We start from the raw sequence: 18546 nt of genomic DNA, 5'->3' as shown, positions 1-18546 counted from the left end.
CATGATGAAAAAAGCACTGATGGCGGTGGCCCTCTTCAGCGCCCTGCCGGTCCTGGCGGCGGATTACAGCGAGAAGACGCAGTACCTGGGCGTGGTGAACGGTCAGGTGGTGGGCAACAGCGTGGTGAAGGTGACGCGCACCCCGGCGGACCCGGTGCTGTACCGGACGGAGAGCAACGGTCCGCTGCCGGAGACGCTGGTCATCCGTAATGCCGAAAGTCGCCCGGCATCCGGAAACATGGCGTATATCACGGTGAAACGGACACTGGGAGACGGCCGGGACGCACGGCTCACGCTGAAGACCACCCTGATGGTGGACGGGCAGCGGGCGGCCCTCTCGGTCAGCCAGCGGGGAGAGGATGTGGTTATCACGGTGCCGGCGGCAATCCGGCAGGTGGAGCTGAGAAGTGACGCGTCGGCGGAGCTGGAGGTACCGGCGAACTACCGGGGGAATGTGCAGGTGCCGGTGGAAGTGGAGGGAGTAAGCGCCGGTTAAAAAGAACGGCAGGACACCACGCATTACCTGAGTGAATGACGCACAGTTATTTACGGCAATAACGTAAAGCCATTCTGTATTACAGGGATAAATATCTCAGTGATGCCACCTGAATAAGGTGGCAGGGGATGGCTTTGCGGTAAGACCGGGTAACAGACGGAATTACTATTTAATAACAAAATAGTTCTTTAATTGTTTTATAAAACTGAAAGGAATAAATTCATGAAAAAAACACTGATTGCACTGGCAGTGGCTGCATCTGCAGTGGTATCCGGCTCGGCTATGGCTGCGTGGACAGCAAACGGCGGCGGTGGTCAGGTTGAGATTGGCGGGTCACTGACACCAGTGACGAAAGCGACTCCGTGGGAAACTGCAGTCGGTGCTGCTGTCACAAACCTTAACGGTCAAGTTCAGAAAAATGACACAAAACTTGAGATTACTGTTCCAAAAACCCTCCCTATCCTGGCCATTCGCTCTACTGCGCAGTTTACAGGTCGGGCTGGCATTGTTCCAACTATTAAGTATGGCTGGATCGGTGATGACTGGAATAATAGTTCTGTAACAGCTTCAGCAGCAGTACGGAACGAAGCGGGACAGGTAATAGGTAAGGCTGTTTTCCCTTTAACTGCTCAGGGAATCGTGGCCGCAGCCAAGCTTGATGGTAGCCGTCCTTATCAGAGGTTGATGGCTGCAAATGAGGGGCAGGGGTACTTCGGTGGTCTTCCAACAGCACCTAGTAGTATTGCGGATGTTCGCAGTGTCATTTTTGAGGGGTGGCCTGATATTGCAAATAACTTTGTCATCCCCGAAGGTGCCTCAATGGGAAATCCTTGGTCAGAGACATTTAGTGAATCTGACTGGAAATTCTCTTCCTATTATGGTTCTGTAATTGCTAAAAATAGTATAGTTAAAATGACCATGAATGCTCCCGTTAGTGCCGATGCTTCATTTAAATGGAAAATTGGTTTGCCTGCTACGGTTACCTATCAATAATACATCAGGTTGTCAGGCATAACAGAAAGTAATTTGCCTGATTATTAAAAACGGTGTTCTGCTTTACGGCCGCTCACCGGTAATAAACCCGGTATTCCGGCATAGTTATTTCCTGCTTCTCTGTCAGCCAGGAAATGTCCGCGTACGCCGGTGCCGGGTTTATTATTTTCAGCTTGTCTGAATGCTCGTTGTTTATTAATTATGACCAACGGATAAAACAGAGTGAATAACGATGAAAATAACGCATCATTATAAATCTATTATTTCCGCCCTGGCCGCGCTGGCCCTGTTTTATTCCGCAGCACCCCGGGCCGGAATTCTTGACGGCGGGGAAATACAGTTTCACGGTCTGGTCACTGACGAGGCTCCGAAATGGACCTGGCAGGTGGGCTCCCCTGACCAGACATGGGCGGTGGATACCGCTGATGCCCGTACAGCGAACGGACAACTGGTTTTTGATTTACGCGGCAAGGGCTCCCTGCCGTTTCTGGAAGGCCATCTGTATGAGGTGGCAGAGCGCGGTGGTCCCGGCTTCACCCCTTTTATCTCCTTCAGCAGTAACGGGCAGCCGTTTTCCGTGACGGATGGCGGCAGCACGACGGCGCAACACTTCCGCGCCTCTGTCCCGGTACGTAACCCGGAGAACGGTCACGTGGCGGGACAGCTTTCTTTCACCCTTGACCAGGGAATGGCCGTCAGCGCCGGACACCAGGAAGACGGGGCGGTTCTGCCGGCAGGCATGTCGCTCGTAAACGGGCAGAGCGTGAGCGGTGTGCAGGCCGGCACCCTGCCGCAGTGGCTCAAAAGCCGTCTGCCTTCCCTGCTGATGCTGAACCGGGGCTTCGGTAACGGAATGAGCACGGCAGATAACGGTCAGGTTATCAGTCAGGGCGTGCTGGCTGACGGCCGGGTGACCCGGCTGGCGGCGGCCTATGCGTCCGCCGTCTCGGATTTTGAGCTGCGCCTGCCGGCAGAAAACACGCCGGCGCAGTGGCAGGCCGGGCTGAGTGTGACGGTGACGGTCCAGTAAAGAACGGGCAGGGAGAGGAAGAACACAATGAAACGAATGACGATTTTACTGCTGGCCGCCAGTCTGCTGCCGTCCTGTGTGCTGGCGTGGAACACGCCGGGGGAAGACTTCAGCGGAGAGCTGAAGCTGGGCGGGCCGGTGACCAGCACCCGTAATCCCTGGGTCTGGAAGGTCGGGGAAGGGAACACACAGATAAACACGAAAGCTGTCTCTGTCCTGCGCAGTGGGGAGCAGGTAATACCGGTTCCCCTGCCGGCCATGACGGTCCTGCTGGGAAAAACTATCCTGACCACCCCGGCTGGCCGGGAGGGGCTTGCGCCGCAGGTGACGTACGGTAAGGAAACCGAGGGTTTTGCACTGACGTGGACGGCACCGGGTATGGCATCGGTGACACTGCCTGTGACGGGGGAGGGAAATGTCCGTACCGGGACATTCACCTTCCGGATGCAGGCGGCGGGTGTGCTGCGCCATGTCCTGGGGGACCGGGCGGAGTATGCCGGGCTGTATGGCGACCTGCAGGGCAACGGCTTGCCGCCACAGACGCAGGTGATGCCGGCAGGGCAGACGCCGGGTGTGCTGCAGACCCTGTTTGACAGTGAAGGCCCGGTCTGGCTCCGGGAGATGACGGTCAGCAGCGTGTCCGGACTGAGCCGGTTCAGTGACGCCGCCCTGCGCCAGGTTGACGGGGTATACGGCGCACAGACGGTGGCGGACAGCGGTGAGCTGCGTTTTAAGGGGGCGGTACCGTCCCGCTGGCATACCTCCCTGGCGGTGAGCATTGAATACCGGTAAGGCTGCAGGCCCCCGGTCACCCGTTCCGGACCCCGCCGTTTTTATGGGGCTGGAGCGGGCCGACGGCGTGTTTTTCTTTGTGAGTGTCCGGGATATCCGGCAGGCGCAGGAACATAACGGCCGGGTCAGGCTGGTATTCGGGGAAGGCACGACATTCATGACCAGAATGACGCTGTCTGAGTTTTCTGCTGCCTTATATGAGGCCGGTGGTCGCTCTTTTTTTGATAGTTCCGCAGGAAAGGTAACCGGGGGAGATGTGTAATGAAAAACTATTATCTGTTGCTGATGCTGGCATCCGCATCCGTGAGCAGCCAGCCGCTGACAGTCGCACAGGCCCACCGGCAGGAAGGCATGGCCGTGGGCGTGACTGAACTCAGCGGCACACTGTATATCCGGGATACGGCCTGGCAGTGGCAGCCCGTCCCGCTGGAGATGAGCCGGCAGGAGGGCATGGTGAGTGAAAGCCGTCCGGGGAGACGTTATTACATTCTTAAAGGGTATACCACGACCCTGACATCAGCCCGTCCCGGGCTGCAGCCGTCGGTAAGCCTGCTGCATGCCGGACATGGCGTCGTCTGCCTTGAGGCCCGGGGCGAACTGGCGAAGGGGCAGGTGCGGTATGGCGAAATTACCTTTACTGCCAGCCATGTACTGGCCTGGCAGGACAGTACCACCGCAGAGAAGGGCTGGAGCGTGGTCAGCGGCAACGTCACGCCGGATGCGGCGCAGGAGATAAAACGCCTGCTGTGGCAGGTAAGAGATTACCGGTGGAACCCGTCTTACTCGGGTCTGAAGGCCCGGCCGGACGCCTTTACGGTAATGCCCGGCAGTTTCCCTCCGGATAACGGCATAAAAAACCGTATTGCCGGGGCCCGGGTGACATCCCTGGAGGGTATCCGGGTTCGTTTTCCCGGTGCGGAGGAGCCCGTGACGCGCTGGCAGGGCAACCTGACGCCGGTAGTGAACTATTTCTGAGCAGGGATCGTAATGAAAATATCTGTACGTGTACTGGTCACGGTTTATCTGCTGGTTCTTGTGGGACTGGCAGCCATGCTGGCAGAGCTGATAAGCCCGGCGTTAAGTTAGCGGGGGCAGGATAAATGGAAAATGCCATGTCCCGCCGGAAACGCATACTGCTGACGGGGAACTGTGAATATGAACTGCTGGGGCTGTCACATCTGCTTGCCGGTATGGGGTATGCCGTGGTGCGACCGGAGATGTCACCTCCCGGGGCATATGACCTGGCTCTGGTGGCACTGAGTGCGGAGCCGCTGGTCGGCTGGGGACGGCATCTGCAGGGTATCAGAATGCTGCACGCGGCCAGTCCGGTTCCCATGGTTGTTCTGGTACCTTCGCGGCTGCAGGAAATGCGACTCCTGAGAGGAACTGCGCAGGTTATCAGTGGCCGGGACAGCCTCCTCCGGCTGCGTGACATGCTGCGTCAGGCGCTTAAGGGAAGAGCCGGGCCGGAAAGCACAGGTGAACTGACTGACTTGCGAAAGCGGACTTTGATATCCCTGTGTACGGCCATAAACAGGAATGCCTCACTGAAGGCGGCATCACGCAAGGATTATTACCTCCGGGCCTGCCTGGTGGGGTATGCAGGGGTGGAGAACCTGCATGTACTGTGCACGAGCGGCCTGTTACCCGGGGTGATTACAGATGAGACCGGACAACGGTTCTGATATGTGAAGACCCGGGGCAGGTATTTCAGCTTCCGGGACACCATTGCTTCCCCGTAGCCACAGGAGAACAAAATGAGTAATGACGCTTGCGACAAAATTCTGTCTTTTATGCAGTCACAGGCAAACGGCAGGATAAATATACCGGTCAGGACCCGGAGTATTGCGGATGCGGCCGGGCTGACAATATACCAGGCCAGGGCTTATCTGGTTACGCTTGAGGACGCCGGCGTGGTGGAGAAAATGAATGCAGGTAAAGGCGTGTCCGGCCGATGGCGGCTGGTCTGACGGATATCCGGTAAAACAGGGGCAGGGAGAGAACAAGTGGCCGGAACAGATATTGCGGTAACTGACTGATGAACTTTCTGAAGATGATTTATTACATCTGTATTTCTTTTGTCGTCATGATGTCACTGGTGTTTTTTGTATCGGTATTTCTGTTACTGAATATTGAATGAATATAATCCGGGGCTGCATGACAGGCCTTACGGGAATAAAGCTCTTTTTATCCGGACATCTCCATACCGGTAATTCCCCGGAGAATTTTTTTGCAGAAGGACAACATGCCGGATGACGAAAGACGCGCCGGGTATGGCGGGGGACGCTTTTCGCTCCGGGCGCTGATTTTACTGCTGCTGACCAGCGCTTTTATCTCCGGCTTCCTGACCGGAGCCCTGGCCATGCTCTGGTTTGTCATTGACTGCATGTAATGCGATGAACTGAACATCCGGAACCATGACTCTGAGACGTTTACTTAAACAAAAACCGGCACTGCTGGCTGGCGCTCTTCTGATGGTGGCCGGTGCGGCCACACTGTATTTTCCGGAAACCTGGTACCCGGAGGAAACGCAGTGGCAGCTTGCGACAGAAAAAGACATTCCCGGTATACAGGGCGGTCTCTCCGGCCTGACGTGGAACCCGGACAGCGGAACGCTGTTTGCCGTGACCGACCATCCGTCGTCGGTGGTGGAGCTGGACACGGACGGGAACGTGCTGCGGGTGATACCATCGGATGGCGACCATGATTTTGAGGCCATTGAGTACCTCGGCCGGAACCGCTATGTCCTGTCCCGGGAGCGGGGGCGGATGCTCACCACCCACCACATTGGCAGGAACACGTCTGTCCTGCCGCCGGCGTCATACACCCTGACCCTGGATGTGGACAGAAAAAGCGACAATACCGGTTTTGAAGGCCTTGCCCGTGGACGGGGAGAGAATGCACTGATAGTGGCGCAGGAAAAGAAACCGCTTCGTTTTTTAGAAACGGACCATTACCAGGGCTGATTCATGGGAAAGCACATACAGCCGCCTGTTTTTCCTGTCGTAATGCAGGCCGGAGATATCCTTCAGGAACCACGGCAGGGACAACCGGTGTGTCAGTGAATCACTGACCGACAGAGAGTCATGGCAATGGTGTCAGACCCCGAGGGCGGCTGGAGGGTGATGCCGCTGCGCCGGGGACACAGTGGTCTGGAGCGGGACATTCCACAGGCGGAGGGGATAGCTTCTGATGGCCGGAATTCGCTGTGGATAGTCAGTGAGCCAGACCGGTTTTACCGCTTCAGCCGGACAACGACGTCATGACGGTCTGGACGGACTGCAAACGGGTGGTTTGCGAATCGGGGAAACCAAAGGCGTTCTCCACGCCCGGTCGCCCCTACGCAGTTGCACTTCCTTTCATTTGCTGTGGCCAGTTTGCGGGAAGACTTTCACCTTCAGTAATTAAGTTTGGGGTGATCTTCTTTACTCAATAAATTATTTTTGTCGTTCAGCTCCTCACGAACTTTTGCCAGTGACTTCTGAAAAGCCGGGATTGTTTGTAGCCTTGCAAACTCTACTGCTCCCACATAACGGCCGGCATCAACATCGCTTTGCCAGTGAGCACCGCATATCACTCTGCTTTGCCCGAACTCCCATCCTCGTCTGGCGAGCTCCTGCGCGCGTTCCGGTCTGGCCTGGGATAATACTAATGCCAGAAGTGTACCATAAGCAGTATGCCCGGAAGGGTAAGAGCCATCTTTTCGCAAAGTATCCTCATCTTCAGGACGGCAGGTAGAATGATTAAATAAGACAAAGGGACGAGTACGCATATAATATTTTTTTGCCGAAGCAGTAGCGTAGTAGCCGCCCATTTTCAGAAGATTCTGTAACATATTCCAGGTTTCTGGCGTATCTTTGGGATTAATTTTAGCACCCACTACTGGCGAGAATATTCTGGCTATATTTTCCACGCTTACATCTGCATCCTCAGCAGCTTGTTTCCATCGCGGGGAACCCTTTATCGCATAGCCCTTAAAATAAGCCTCCTTATCATAGCGGAAAGCCGGATCATCATTACCTGGCGGTGGTGGTAAGTAGAACTGACTGTTCACTGATTCTTCAGGAGAATGAAAGGGTTGCACTGTTTCTGCTGATGTATATTTAGCTACGATCAGTGGTAGAAAAAATAGTAAATAACGACTTTTCATAAAGACTCACTCCGGATCAGGCAATAATAAACAGATGTAATCCTATAATGATTTATTGCAATGGTTATTCAACATACAGGTAAAAAAGCAGGACGCTGCACTGGTATTATTGTCTGTCCATACCGGACTGACTGCTGCGGACAACAGAACAATACCGGTACTTCCGGCTAACAGCATTTTGTTTAAATTTTCTCCCCGGTTGTTTTTTATCTGCGTGCCTGACTGACACGCATTAGGTTAAAATGTTTCCGTAATAACAAACTATGAATAAGTATTTTAAAGTATGTGCTCTGTTACCCCGGTAACTACCATCAGTCATGATGTGCTGAGTATTAATTTATGATTATGAACAAGAGTCGGAAACAGTATTTAAGAATAAAGAAGCCGACAAAGAAAAAATGCCAAAATTGGCGAAGGGATTATTGTTTTCAGTGATGAAAAAGTTCATGGCGGAGATATTGGATTCACTTGTCGGGGTTAGCGAACCGTCAGATGAAGTGATAGGCGTTATTACTGGTAATAATCTCCCTGTAGCTAAGTAAGCTTTTGACCCTGGCCCAAAGGGGAAAAGCTGATCGCCGAAGCGCTGGGCGTTGCGCCAGAGAAAATCTGGCCTTCCCGTTATAGCTAGTCAGGCCAGAGATGGGGGCTACGGATTTCCATTCCCAGAAAAGCAAAAACCCAGCCATAGGCTGGGTTTTCTGAATAAGTGGTGCCCGGACTCGGAATCGAACCAAGGACACGGGGATTTTCAATCCCCTGCTCTACCGACTGAGCTATCCGGGCAACGGGGCGCATTAAACCGTAAAGGGGCGCGGTCGTCAACGGCTTTACACGAAAAAAGTGATAAAAGCGCGCTGACTGCCTGCTTTTCAGGCAAAATGCATAAAATCAGTACCCGTCAGGTGAGCGCTCCACCCTGACGGCACTGTGCAAAACGCAGAATATCTTCCGCCAACCGCTGAGCGGTATCTACATCAGCCTGACTGCGGTTGACCAGCATTCGGCTGAGACAACCTTCCAGCACCAGCTCCATCTGCCTTGCAACCATCGCCGGATCGTCAATTTCCAGCGTGGTCAGTAGCTCATGGGTAAAATCATGTGCCGCGCGTTTTTGTTGATTAGCCAGTTGGTGAATAGGATGGGTTGGGTCGGGATAAAACGTACAGGCGGCAATGAACAAGCAACCAGGATAACGGTTATTACTGACACATTCCGAAAGCGCGCTGTAGCGTGCCAGTAGCTTTTGTTCAGCAGAAAGCGTCTCATCAAGAAGAAGCTGGCGTCGCCAGATATCTACCTGCTGACTCAGATAACGTAGCGCGTCATATAAAATGGCTTCTTTATCTGGCCAGAAACGCTGTAATGTGTCGAGTGGGCGATTTACGCGCTCCGCCACCATTTCCAGCGTAGTATCGGCTATCCCTTGCGTCTCCAGTAATTTCAGGGCTTCTCCCAGAATATCTTCACGTTGCACGGTATTCTCCTCCGTCTTTGCTTTTGCAAGTGTCGCTCACGGTTGGCGATCGTGCAAATGCGCGCTAAAGGTGGCGGCGTCCATAAAGCCGGTGACTCGCGATTGCGGCTGTTCCTGGCCTTGGGCATTAAAGAACAGAATGGTGGGCAGCCCGAGAACTTGCAGATGCTTTAACAGCGCGACGTCCTGCGCATTGTTAGCGGTGACGTTAGCCTGCAAGAGCACCGTGTCGCCGAGCGCCTGCTGGACCCGCGGATCGCTGAAGGTATACTTTTCAAACTCTTTACAGGCCACGCACCAGTCGGCGTAGAAATCCAGCATAACGGGTTTGCCTTTGGCCTGCGCCAGCGCCTGATTGAGTTCGTCCACGGTAGAAATAGCCGTGAAATTGAGGTGCGCTGGAGCTTGCGCGGATGGCGATCCGAACGCCCAATCCTGTAGAGGCCGCACGCTAATGAGCGCTGCCGCCAGCAGGATAATCTGTACGATACGCATCCACGCTCGTCTGGCCTGAAGGCTGGTGATAAAGGCCCACCCAAAGAAAGCGACGCCCAGCAGCGACCACAGACGTAAACCCCAAGCCTCGCCAATAATCCGCTCCAGTAAAAAGACCGGTAACGCGAGGATCACGAAACCAAAAGCGGTTTTGACATGCGCCATCCACGGGCCGCTTTTCGGTAGCAGACGGTTGCCAAACACGGTGACCAGCATTAGCGGCAGACCCATACCTAATGCATACAAATACAGCGTACCGCCGCCCAGCCACATGTTGCCGCTCTGAGCGATATAAAGCAGGATCGCGCTTAACGGCGCTGTGGTACAGGGCGAGCAAATTAATCCGGCAATCGCCCCCATAACAAAAACACCGCCGGGCGAGCCGCCTTGCTGACGATTACTCATTAATGTCAGCCGGGTTTGCAGTGAGGAGGGGAGCTGTAGTGTGAACAGGCCAAACATCGACAACGCAAGCAGGGTGAACACGATGGCAAGGCCGATTAACACATAAGGGTGCTGCAGCGCCGCCTGAAACTGTAATCCCGCCGCGGCGACGACCAGACCCAGTGCGGTATAGGTCAGCGCCATCCCTTGTACATAGATAAAGGCCAGCAGCAGTGCGCGCCCCGTCGACAAACGTTGCCTTCCCCCCAGGACAATACCGGAAATCAGCGGATACATGGGTAAAACGCAGGGCGTAAAGGCAATGCCGATGCCGATCAGCAGCGCCCAGAGCGCGGAGAAAGGTAGCTGGGCGGCGGGTTTTGACGTCTCACTCGTCTGGGTGACAGCAGGCGTCGGCGTGGCGTCTATTGCCGCGGCGACTTCACTTAGCGGCACCGTTTTCGTTTCCGGCGGATAACAGAATCCCGCATCGGCGCACCCCTGGTACGTTACCGTTAATGTCGCGCCAGCCGCCGCCTGGTTAACCGTTACCGGAACGTTTAGCCGCTTACGGTAGATTTCGCTTTTTCCGTAGAACTCATCTTCATGCCAGACGCCTGCCGGGAGTTGGACTGCGGCGATATCCGCTTTCGTCGGCGTGATACTGATTTGTTTACGGTAAAGGTAGTAACCCTCTTTTACCTGCCAGGAGAGGGTAAGATCGTGTTGATTTTGCTGAAAATCAAAAACAAACGCCCGGTCTGCCGGGACGAACTGCGAGCGACCCGGCGCGTCGAATAATCCGGCGAAGGCGGATGTGCTGCACAGCAGCAGGATCAGCGTAAAGATGCGTTGAGCCATGAGAGGTAATCAGTATCTCCGTGAGTAACAGGTAAAACCAGAAGTTCAGGCGTTTGATACGGGTGATGAGACTTCAGGCAGTCGATAAGCGCTTGCTGATGTGAAACGGTGGTTTTTAAGATCATTTGAACTTCATACTCCTGCTCCAGTTTGCCTTCCCAGTAGTACAGCGATGTCGCGCCGGGGAGGAGGGTGGCGCAGGCGGCCAGTTTTTCCGCCAGCACTTTGGCGGCCAGATCCTGGGCGGTAGCTTCATCCGGGGCGGTACAAAGCACCACAACGGCCTCGGGGATGGAAATATCCTGACTCTTAACATCAAGCATAAACACCTCGAAAGAACAAAAAGACCCGCAAGTGAACGGTCACTATACAACGGACGAGGGCAGGATGTTAGTCAAAGGGCGGGAGAATGCGGGGCGTGATACGCCCCGCGGGTGAAACACTTACAGCATAAAGCTGCCCAGCAGGAAGCCGAAGCAGACAGCCAGAACGACGCCCAGGGTGCCTGGGATGAAGAACGGGTGGTTAAAGACGAATTTACCGATACGGGTTGTACCGGTGTCATCCATCTGTACCGCCGCAACCAGAGTCGGGTAGGTCGGCAAAATGAACAGGCCGGAAACGGCGGCGAAGGAAGCGACTGCCGTCAGCGGAGAGACGTTCAGCGCCAGCGCCATCGGCATCAGCGCTTTCGCCGTTGCCGCCTGAGAGTAGAGCAGCGCGGAAGCAAAGAAGAAGATGACGGCCAGCAGCCACGGATGACCCTGGATGACGCTACCCGCAGTGTCTTTGATCCAGTCGATGTTAGCGGATACGAAAGTATCGCCCAGCCACGCCACGCCCAGAATACAGATACAGGCGCTCATCCCTGCTTTAAAGGTACTGGAGTTGAGGATGGCGTCAGTTTCCACTTTACACAGGATGGTGGTCAGCGTTGCGACGCTCAACATGATGATCAAAATAGCGTTGGTGGTGTTCATCAGCGGTTTCTCAACCAGGCCGAGGCTCGGACTGTTAACAATCGCATAAACAACCACGCAGATAACGCCCAGCAGGAACAGCCAGACGGAATTTTTTGCCATCGGTTTGATTTCAATCTGCTTTTCACCACGCAGTTCAATCAGCCCTTCTTCCAGACGTTTGCGGTAAATTGGGTCGTCCGACAGTTTGGAGTTGAACAGCATCGTGACCAGGAAGGACATCACCAGCACCGCCAGCAGCGTAGAGGGGATAACCACGGACAGCAGGTGAATGTAGCTAATGCCATGACCTTCCATAACAGAAGACATATACACCACGGCCGCAGAAATCGGCGAGGCGGTAATCGCAATCTGCGCGGATACCACGGCGGTCGAGAGCGGACGGCAAGGTTTGATTCCCTGCTCCTTCGCGACTTCAGCAATAACCGGCAGCGTTGCCAGGGAAATGTTCCCGGTACCAGCAAAAATAGTCAGGAAATAGGTCACAATCGGTGCGAGGATAGTGATGTATTTCGGGTTCTTACGCAGCAGTTTTTCCGTCTGGTTTACCAAATAATCCAGACCGCCCGCGACCTGCATAGCAGAGATCGCGGCGATAACCGCCATGATGATGGAAATGACATCGAATGGAATTGTCCCTGGCTTCACGCCGATGGCGGCAAGTACCAGAACACCCAGCCCACCTGCGAATCCAATACCGATGCCCCCAAGTCTGGCGCCCAAAAAGATTGCCAGCAAAACAATGATAAGTTCGACAACTATCATATTAGCCTTCCTTGTTGTTTAACAAGTTGATATTAAATTGTTGTTATTTGGTAACTTCTTGTAAGAAAAAAGGCACGTCATCGTGACGTGCCTCTTTGGTACTACCCTGTACGATTACTGTTCGCTTTCATCAGTATAACGTTTAGCTTTATAAGCCGGGTGCATCAAGTTCTGTACGGAGAAAATATCGTCCAGCTCGGCTTCCGTTAACAGGCCGCGCTCCAGCACAACTTCACGTACGCTCTTACCGGTTTCAGCACAGATTTTACCGACGATGTCGCCGTTGTGGTGGCCGATGAACGGGTTGAGGTAAGTGACGATACCGATGGAGTTATAAACGTACCCTTCGCACACTTCTTTATTCGCGGTAATGCCGTTAACGCATTTTTCCAGCAGGTTGTAGCACGCGTTGCTCAGAATGTGGATGGATTCGAACATCGCCTGACCGATAACCGGCTCCATAACGTTCAACTGCAACTGACCGGCTTCCGCCGCCATCGTAACGGTGGTGTCGTTACCGATGACTTTAAAGCATACCTGGTTTACGACTTCCGGTACTACCGGGTTCACTTTGGCTGGCATGATGGAAGAGCCCGCCTGCAGTTCCGGCAGGTTGATCTCGTTCAGGCCGGCACGAGGACCAGAAGAGAGCAAGCGCAGGTCGTTACAGATTTTGGACATCTTCACTGCCAGACGTTTCAGCGCGCTGTGAACCATAACATACGCGCCACAGTCAGATGTCGCCTCAATCAGATCTTCCGCCGGAACACAGGCGAAACCAGTGACTTCAGCCAGTTTTTTCACCGCCAGCGGAGAGTATTCTTTCGGCGTGTTCAGACCGGTGCCGATTGCCGTTGCGCCAAGGTTGACTTCCAGCAGCAGCTCAGCAGTACGCTCGATGCTTTTCACTTCTTCTTTCAGCAGGATGCTGAACGCACGGAATTCTTGACCAAGCGTCATCGGTACGGCGTCCTGCAACTGGGTACGACCCATTTTCAGGATGTCCTGGAATTCAACCGCTTTACGTTCGAAACCTTCACGCAACTGGTTGATGGCATCGATCAGTTTGACGATAGAGGCGTAAACCGCTACACGGAAGCCTGTCGGATAGGCGTCGTTAGTGGATTGACATTTATTCACGTGGTCGTTCGGGTTCAGGTACTGATATTCACCTTTCTGATGACCCATCAGTTCCAGCCCGATGTTGGCCAGCACTTCGTTGGTATTCATGTTGACGGAAGTGCCCGCGCCGCCCTGATAGACATCTACCGGGAACTGGTCCATGCACTTACCGTTGTTAAGGACTTCATCACATGCGGCAATGATGGCGTTCGCCACACTCTTAGGAATGGTTTGCAGCTCTTTGTTGGCCAGCGCCGCCGCTTTTTTTACCATAACCATGCCACGCACAAATTCAGGGATGTCGCTGATTTTGTTATTGCTAATGTAGAAGTTTTCAATCGCTCTCAGAGTGTGAACACCATAGTAGGCTTCAGCTGGAACTTCCCTGGTACCCAACAGATCTTCTTCGATACGAATGTTGTTTGACATGTGAACCTTCTTTTTCAAGCTGCCAATGATTTTTACTTTAAAACACACAGGATATATGTGATTTCGAATGTTTTCTGACCGACGATTATCCCCTCCATCGGCCTGATAAACGAGATCATATGCTGCTTCAGAATTCCTACCGTAATCTGGATCACTTAAAGTGTGGGAATTTACCCCTTATTTATTATTTTGTGAAATAGGTCACCGCTTTAGTATTACTACCTAAAATAGGTGTACAAACCACTTGAAATTTTGCTACGCACCACCATATCGGATCGATGCGAATCGCAACCCCATTCAAATGGTCGTCGCAGACGGCCATGACTTACAGGAGAGTCCTTTGCGCTGGATACCCTTTTTAGCTGTCTTTCTCTATGTTTACATTGAGATTTCTATCTTTATCCAGGTCGCCCATGTGCTTGGTGTCCTGATGACGCTAATCCTGGTGATTTTTACGTCTGTTATCGGTATGTCGCTGGTACGTAACCAGGGTTTTAAAAACTTTTTGCTGATGCAACAAAAAATGGCGGCCGGTGAGAGCCCGGCGGCAGAAATGATTAAGAGTGTATCGCTGATCATCGCTGGCTTACTGCTCCTGTTGCCGGGGTTTTTCACCGATTTTCTCGGCCTTCTCCTTTTGTTACCGCCAGTGCAAAAACATTTGACGCTGAAGTTGCTGCCGCATTTACGTTTTTCCCGGATGCCGGGCGGCGGGTTTAGCGCGGGTACTGGCGGTGGCGAAACATTTGACGGCGAGTATCAACGTAAAGATGACGATCGCGATCGTATTGAACATAAAGACGATCGTCGGGATTAAAGGTAGAGATGTTGGTCGGATAAGTCGCGTGAGGCGCTATCCGGCCAGCGGATGCGTCTTACGCCATGCGTTTTCGCTTCGGTAAAAATAGCCATAATGCAGCCAGCATGATAATGGCATATAAGCTTTTCCACCCCAGCATTACCAGCAATAACAGGCACAGTAGACAACCCGTCACCGCCAGTGCATAGCAGCGCCCTTTCAATAGTCGACAGCCCGCCAGCATACAAAGCAGATAGAGCATAATAAAAATACCGTTAGCATAGACGATCAGCGCATTGAGGTTAATCTTCAGGGCGTAGACGACCAGGGAACTCACGCAACAACAGGCCAGAATAACGTTTAACGCGTGCAAGGGAAGGCGCCCGGGAGAGAGTTGAGCCAGATAGTGATCGGGCTGATATTGCATTTGCGTCCATATCAGACGCGCAAAACTCTGAGCATACACATTCAGGCTGGCAAAGCAGGTGAGATAACCAATAATGCAGGCTACCCACAACGCCTGGATACCGAAGAGATGAACAATAATAAGCGGTAGCGAGGCTGTTGCCGCTATCTTGTCGCTATAGACGCCAAAATGCAGCACCACGGCGGTACAGGCCCAATAAATGGCGCCGGCCAGCATCAGGCCAATGATCAATGCGCGCGGAAAATCACGTTCAGGATTTTTAAATTCAGACGACAAATGCGTAAACGCCTCAATTCCCACAAATCCCCAGAACATGATCGCCAGGGCGGTACACAGCCGGGAAAAGGTGATTTCGTTTGCGGCTGGGAAGGTGATATCTGCAGGTTTAATCGCGCCTTTCCACAGAATGGCGGCAATAAGCGCGATAATTAATCCAGCGATAATGGCTTGCAGGTTGGCGCTGGAGCTGGCGCCGCGCGATCCCATAAACCATAGTAAACCTAGAGTACCCAGCTCCCCAAATAAGAGCTGTTCGCTTTGCCAGCCAAACAGCGCCTGGCCGAAACCCACCGCAATATGCAAGGCTGCGGGAAAACTAACAGGAATGACTGATAAAAACAGCCAACTGATCACTCGTTGCAGACGCGGGCCAAATGCCATCCCGACAAAATGCGCTACGCCGCCAGCGTGTGGAAAATGACGCCCCAGCACAGCAAAGACAATCGCAATAGGGAAAATCAAAATAATGAGCAGCGGCCATGCCCAAAGGCTGATGTCGCCTGCCGCCAGCGCAGCCAGCTCCGGAAGCGCAAAAACGCCAGTCCCTAATAATGATGTGGTTAACAAGATAACGCCCTGAACCAATCCAAGCTCTTTTTTTAGTTCATTCATCAGCTCATTATCCGGCGGCATTGTAACGTCAGGTGACGACAGACATTTTTAAGCGTATCACACACGCCTTTTCTTATAGCAGGATGTTCTAAACCTTGGGTAAACGTGAGATAAGTAGCGTTTTTACCGCTTTTTTCGCTCAGAAGAATTTTTTTTCATCTCCCCCCTTGAAGGGGCAAAACCCCATCCCCATCTCTCTGGTCACCAGCCGGGAAACCGTTTACGGGCCGGCGTCACCCATAACTGATAATGACTTTCTCAAAGGAGAGCTATCAATGAGTATTCGTCCGTTACATGATCGTGTGATCGTCAAACGTAAAGAAGTTGAGTCCAAATCTGCTGGCGGCATCGTACTGACCGGTTCCGCAGCGGGTAAATCAACTCGTGGCGAAATCATCGCTGTCGGTAAGGGTCGCATCCTGGACAACGGTACTGTACAGCCGCTGGACGTGAAAGTTGGCGACATCGTTATTTTTAACGATGGCTACGGTGTGAAATCTGAAAAGATCGACAATGAAGAAGTGTTGATCATGTCTGAAAGCGACATTCTGGCAATTGTTGAAGCGTAATCCGCGAACGACACTGAACATACGAATTTAAGGGAAAGAGAAAATGGCAGCTAAAGACGTAAAATTCGGTAACGACGCTCGTGTGAAAATGCTGCGCGGCGTAAACGTACTGGCAGATGCAGTGAAAGTAACCCTCGGTCCGAAAGGCCGTAACGTGGTTCTGGATAAATCTTTCGGTGCGCCGACTATCACTAAAGATGGTGTTTCCGTAGCGCGTGAAATCGAACTGGAAGACAAGTTTGAAAACATGGGCGCGCAGATGGTGAAAGAAGTTGCCTCTAAAGCGAACGACGCTGCAGGCGACGGTACCACCACCGCGACCGTACTGGCGCAGTCCATCATTACCGAAGGCCTGAAAGCCGTTGCTGCGGGCATGAACCCGATGGACCTGAAACGTGGTATCGACAAAGCGGTTGCTGCTGCGGTTGAAGAGCTGAAAGCCCTGTCCGTACCGTGCTCCGACTCTAAAGCGATTGCTCAGGTAGGTACTATCTCCGCTAACTCCGACGAAACCGTAGGTAAACTGATCGCGGAAGCAATGGATAAAGTCGGTAAAGAAGGCGTCATCACCGTTGAAGACGGTACCGGTCTGCAGGACGAACTGGACGTGGTTGAAGGCATGCAGTTTGACCGCGGCTACCTGTCTCCTTACTTCATCAACAAGCCGGAAACTGGCGCAGTAGAGCTGGAAAGCCCGTTCATCCTGCTGGCTGATAAGAAAATCTCCAACATCCGCGAAATGCTGCCGGTTCTGGAAGCCGTTGCAAAAGCAGGCAAACCGCTGCTGATCATCGCTGAAGATGTTGAAGGCGAAGCGCTGGCTACCCTGGTTGTTAACACCATGCGTGGCATCGTGAAAGTGGCTGCTGTTAAGGCACCTGGCTTCGGCGATCGTCGTAAGGCGATGCTGCAGGATATCGCTACCCTGACCGGCGGTACCGTAATCTCTGAAGAGATCGGTATGGAGCTGGAAAAAGCAACCCTGGAAGACCTGGGTCAGGCGAAACGTGTTGTGATCAACAAAGACACCACCACCATCATCGATGGCGTGGGTGAAGAAGCTGCCATCCAGGGCCGTGTTGCTCAGATCCGTCAGCAGATTGAAGAAGCGACCTCCGACTACGATCGTGAAAAACTGCAGGAGCGCGTAGCGAAACTGGCAGGCGGCGTTGCGGTAATCAAAGTTGGCGCTGCGACCGAAGTTGAAATGAAAGAGAAGAAAGCCCGCGTTGAAGATGCCCTGCACGCGACCCGTGCTGCGGTAGAAGAAGGCGTGGTTGCTGGTGGTGGCGTTGCGCTGATCCGCGTTGCTTCTAAAATTGCTGATCTGAAAGGCCAGAACGAAGACCAGAACGTGGGTATCAAAGTTGCGCTGCGCGCAATGGAAGCTCCGCTGCGTCAGATCGTGCTGAACTGCGGCGAAGAGCCGTCTGTTGTCGCTAACACCGTTAAAGGCGGCGACGGTAACTACGGTTACAACGCAGCAACTGAAGAATACGGCAACATGATCGATATGGGTATCCTGGACCCAACCAAAGTTACCCGTTCTGCGCTGCAGTACGCGGCTTCTGTGGCTGGTCTGATGATCACTACCGAGTGCATGGTGACCGACCTGCCGAAAAACGATGCTCCTGATTTAGGCGCTGCTGGCGGCATGGGTGGTATGGGTGGTATGGGCGGCATGATGTAATTGCCCCCCCCTGCATCCTTCAGGCTGCAGATGCGTTGGCTAACCCCAGTCACTTCCTTGAGTAAGTGACTGGGGATTAACAAACTGGCCGCCTTCCTGCAACCAGAATGATTTGGGTGCTTATCTCCCAGAATTGAGAAACCCCCGGGCAGAAATGACCGGGGGTTTTTCTTTTAGTCATCTTTTTAGTATAAGA

At 53.2% G+C, this 18546-nt stretch carries 19 protein-coding genes, 1 tRNA gene and 3 pseudogenes; 14 read left to right on the top strand and 9 right to left on the bottom strand.

Translation table 11 applies throughout. From position 1 onward, the window contains the following. The first annotated feature begins 4 nt into the window (after positions 1–4). From ACLJPQ_RS17010 to ACLJPQ_RS16965, 10 genes and pseudogenes are all read left to right on the top strand, one after another. Complete coding sequence (locus ACLJPQ_RS17010) at positions 5–496, top strand: DUF5462 family protein (protein ID WP_080184869.1); 492 nt, start codon at positions 5–7, stop codon at positions 494–496. A gap of 222 nt (positions 497–718) precedes the next feature. Then, positions 719–1489: a hypothetical protein gene (locus ACLJPQ_RS17005; RefSeq protein WP_001636553.1), complete on the top strand. Its 771-nt coding sequence runs from the start codon at positions 719–721 to the stop codon at positions 1487–1489. A gap of 232 nt (positions 1490–1721) precedes the next feature. After that, complete coding sequence (gene faeH / locus ACLJPQ_RS17000) at positions 1722–2519, top strand: F4 (K88) fimbria minor subunit FaeH (RefSeq protein WP_000704721.1); 798 nt, start codon at positions 1722–1724, stop codon at positions 2517–2519. 27 nt (positions 2520–2546) lie between these two features. Then, the gene (locus ACLJPQ_RS16995; RefSeq protein WP_017441222.1) at positions 2547–3311 is read left to right on the top strand and encodes a K88 minor fimbrial subunit faeI; all 765 of its coding nucleotides are present in this window, start codon (positions 2547–2549) and stop codon (positions 3309–3311) included. Continuing rightward, positions 3298–3573 carry a hypothetical protein gene (locus ACLJPQ_RS16990; protein WP_023215264.1) on the top strand — a complete coding sequence of 92 codons (276 nt, stop codon included), beginning with the start codon at positions 3298–3300 and terminating at the stop codon, positions 3571–3573. Before ACLJPQ_RS16995 ends, ACLJPQ_RS16990 begins: the two co-directional genes overlap by 14 nt. Then, a complete protein-coding gene (locus ACLJPQ_RS16985) occupies positions 3573–4286 on the top strand; it encodes a hypothetical protein (protein WP_023253501.1) in 714 nt (237 codons plus the stop codon). Before ACLJPQ_RS16990 ends, ACLJPQ_RS16985 begins: the two co-directional genes overlap by 1 nt. Before the next feature lie 125 nt (positions 4287–4411). Beyond that, positions 4412–4996: a hypothetical protein gene (locus tag ACLJPQ_RS16980; protein WP_023888237.1), complete on the top strand. Its 585-nt coding sequence runs from the start codon at positions 4412–4414 to the stop codon at positions 4994–4996. 72 nt (positions 4997–5068) lie between these two features. After that, positions 5069–5281: a FaeA/PapI family transcriptional regulator gene (locus ACLJPQ_RS16975; protein ID WP_000063793.1), complete on the top strand. Its 213-nt coding sequence runs from the start codon at positions 5069–5071 to the stop codon at positions 5279–5281. 260 nt (positions 5282–5541) lie between these two features. Next, a complete protein-coding gene (locus tag ACLJPQ_RS16970) occupies positions 5542–5703 on the top strand; it encodes a hypothetical protein (protein WP_001816720.1) in 162 nt (53 codons plus the stop codon). 25 nt (positions 5704–5728) lie between these two features. Continuing rightward, a pseudogene (locus ACLJPQ_RS16965) lies at positions 5729–6263 on the top strand (SdiA-regulated domain-containing protein); the annotation flags it as partial. Here ACLJPQ_RS16965 and ACLJPQ_RS16960 read toward each other — a convergent pair. Both ACLJPQ_RS16960 and ACLJPQ_RS16955 read right to left on the bottom strand, forming a co-directional pair. Beyond that, positions 6260–6397: pseudogene (locus tag ACLJPQ_RS16960) on the bottom strand (SdiA-regulated domain-containing protein); the annotation flags it as partial. The pseudogenes ACLJPQ_RS16965 and ACLJPQ_RS16960 sit on opposite strands and share 4 nt — an antisense overlap. A 311-nt stretch (positions 6398–6708) precedes the next feature. Next, positions 6709–7461: a non-specific acid phosphatase gene (locus ACLJPQ_RS16955; protein ID WP_000842411.1), complete on the bottom strand. Its 753-nt coding sequence runs from the start codon at positions 7459–7461 to the stop codon at positions 6709–6711. Positions 7462–8014: 553 nt separating this feature from the next. Here ACLJPQ_RS16955 and ACLJPQ_RS16950 point away from each other — a divergent pair. Further along, positions 8015–8092, top strand: a pseudogene (locus tag ACLJPQ_RS16950) (helix-turn-helix domain-containing protein); the annotation flags it as partial. A 79-nt stretch (positions 8093–8171) separates the two neighbouring features. On the opposite strand, the gene ACLJPQ_RS16945 reads toward ACLJPQ_RS16950, so the two are convergent. The 6 genes from ACLJPQ_RS16945 to aspA all read right to left on the bottom strand — a co-directional run bounded on the left by ACLJPQ_RS16945 (position 8172) and on the right by aspA (position 13974). Then, a tRNA-Phe gene (locus ACLJPQ_RS16945) sits at positions 8172–8247 on the bottom strand. 115 nt (positions 8248–8362) lie between these two features. Beyond that, positions 8363–8938, bottom strand: coding sequence for a transcriptional regulator (locus tag ACLJPQ_RS16940; RefSeq protein ID WP_001188509.1), 576 nt, complete (start codon positions 8936–8938; stop codon positions 8363–8365). A gap of 36 nt (positions 8939–8974) precedes the next feature. Then, positions 8975–10678: a protein-disulfide reductase DsbD gene (locus ACLJPQ_RS16935; RefSeq protein WP_000068895.1), complete on the bottom strand. Its 1704-nt coding sequence runs from the start codon at positions 10676–10678 to the stop codon at positions 8975–8977. Next, positions 10654–11001 (bottom strand): divalent cation tolerance protein CutA, encoded by a 348-nt coding sequence (gene cutA, locus ACLJPQ_RS16930; protein ID WP_000887832.1) that lies wholly within the window; start codon positions 10999–11001, stop codon positions 10654–10656. The genes ACLJPQ_RS16935 and cutA overlap by 25 nt, the downstream gene beginning before the upstream one ends. 120 nt (positions 11002–11121) lie before the next feature. Next, positions 11122–12423 (bottom strand): anaerobic C4-dicarboxylate transporter DcuA, encoded by a 1302-nt coding sequence (gene dcuA, locus ACLJPQ_RS16925; protein WP_000637595.1) that lies wholly within the window; start codon positions 12421–12423, stop codon positions 11122–11124. 114 nt (positions 12424–12537) lie between these two features. Continuing rightward, a complete protein-coding gene (aspA, locus tag ACLJPQ_RS16920; protein WP_000069440.1) occupies positions 12538–13974 on the bottom strand; it encodes an aspartate ammonia-lyase in 1437 nt (478 codons plus the stop codon). Positions 13975–14314: 340 nt separating this feature from the next. Here aspA and ACLJPQ_RS16915 point away from each other — a divergent pair, with 340 nt between their 5' ends. After that, positions 14315–14791: an FxsA family protein gene (locus ACLJPQ_RS16915; protein WP_001267291.1), complete on the top strand. Its 477-nt coding sequence runs from the start codon at positions 14315–14317 to the stop codon at positions 14789–14791. Positions 14792–14849: 58 nt separating this feature from the next. Here ACLJPQ_RS16915 and yjeH read toward each other — a convergent pair whose 3' ends face one another. After that, entirely contained in the window at positions 14850–16091 is a 1242-nt protein-coding gene (gene yjeH, locus ACLJPQ_RS16910; RefSeq protein ID WP_023181281.1) for an L-methionine/branched-chain amino acid transporter, read from the bottom strand. A 275-nt stretch (positions 16092–16366) separates the two neighbouring features. Between yjeH and ACLJPQ_RS16905 the strand changes: the two genes are divergently transcribed. Together ACLJPQ_RS16905 and groL are read left to right on the top strand one after the other, a co-directional pair. Continuing rightward, positions 16367–16660: a co-chaperone GroES gene (locus tag ACLJPQ_RS16905; protein WP_000027827.1), complete on the top strand. Its 294-nt coding sequence runs from the start codon at positions 16367–16369 to the stop codon at positions 16658–16660. 43 nt (positions 16661–16703) lie between these two features. Further along, positions 16704–18350 (top strand): chaperonin GroEL, encoded by a 1647-nt coding sequence (gene groL, locus ACLJPQ_RS16900; RefSeq protein WP_064034342.1) that lies wholly within the window; start codon positions 16704–16706, stop codon positions 18348–18350. The last annotated feature ends 196 nt before the right edge of the window (positions 18351–18546 follow it).

It is taken from the genome of Salmonella sp. SAL04213 (assembly GCF_046550535.1).
Lineage (GTDB): Bacteria > Pseudomonadota > Gammaproteobacteria > Enterobacterales > Enterobacteriaceae > Salmonella > Salmonella enterica.
The sequence above is the reverse complement of the archived record's forward strand: the minus strand, read 5'-3'. Positions and strand labels throughout refer to the sequence as shown.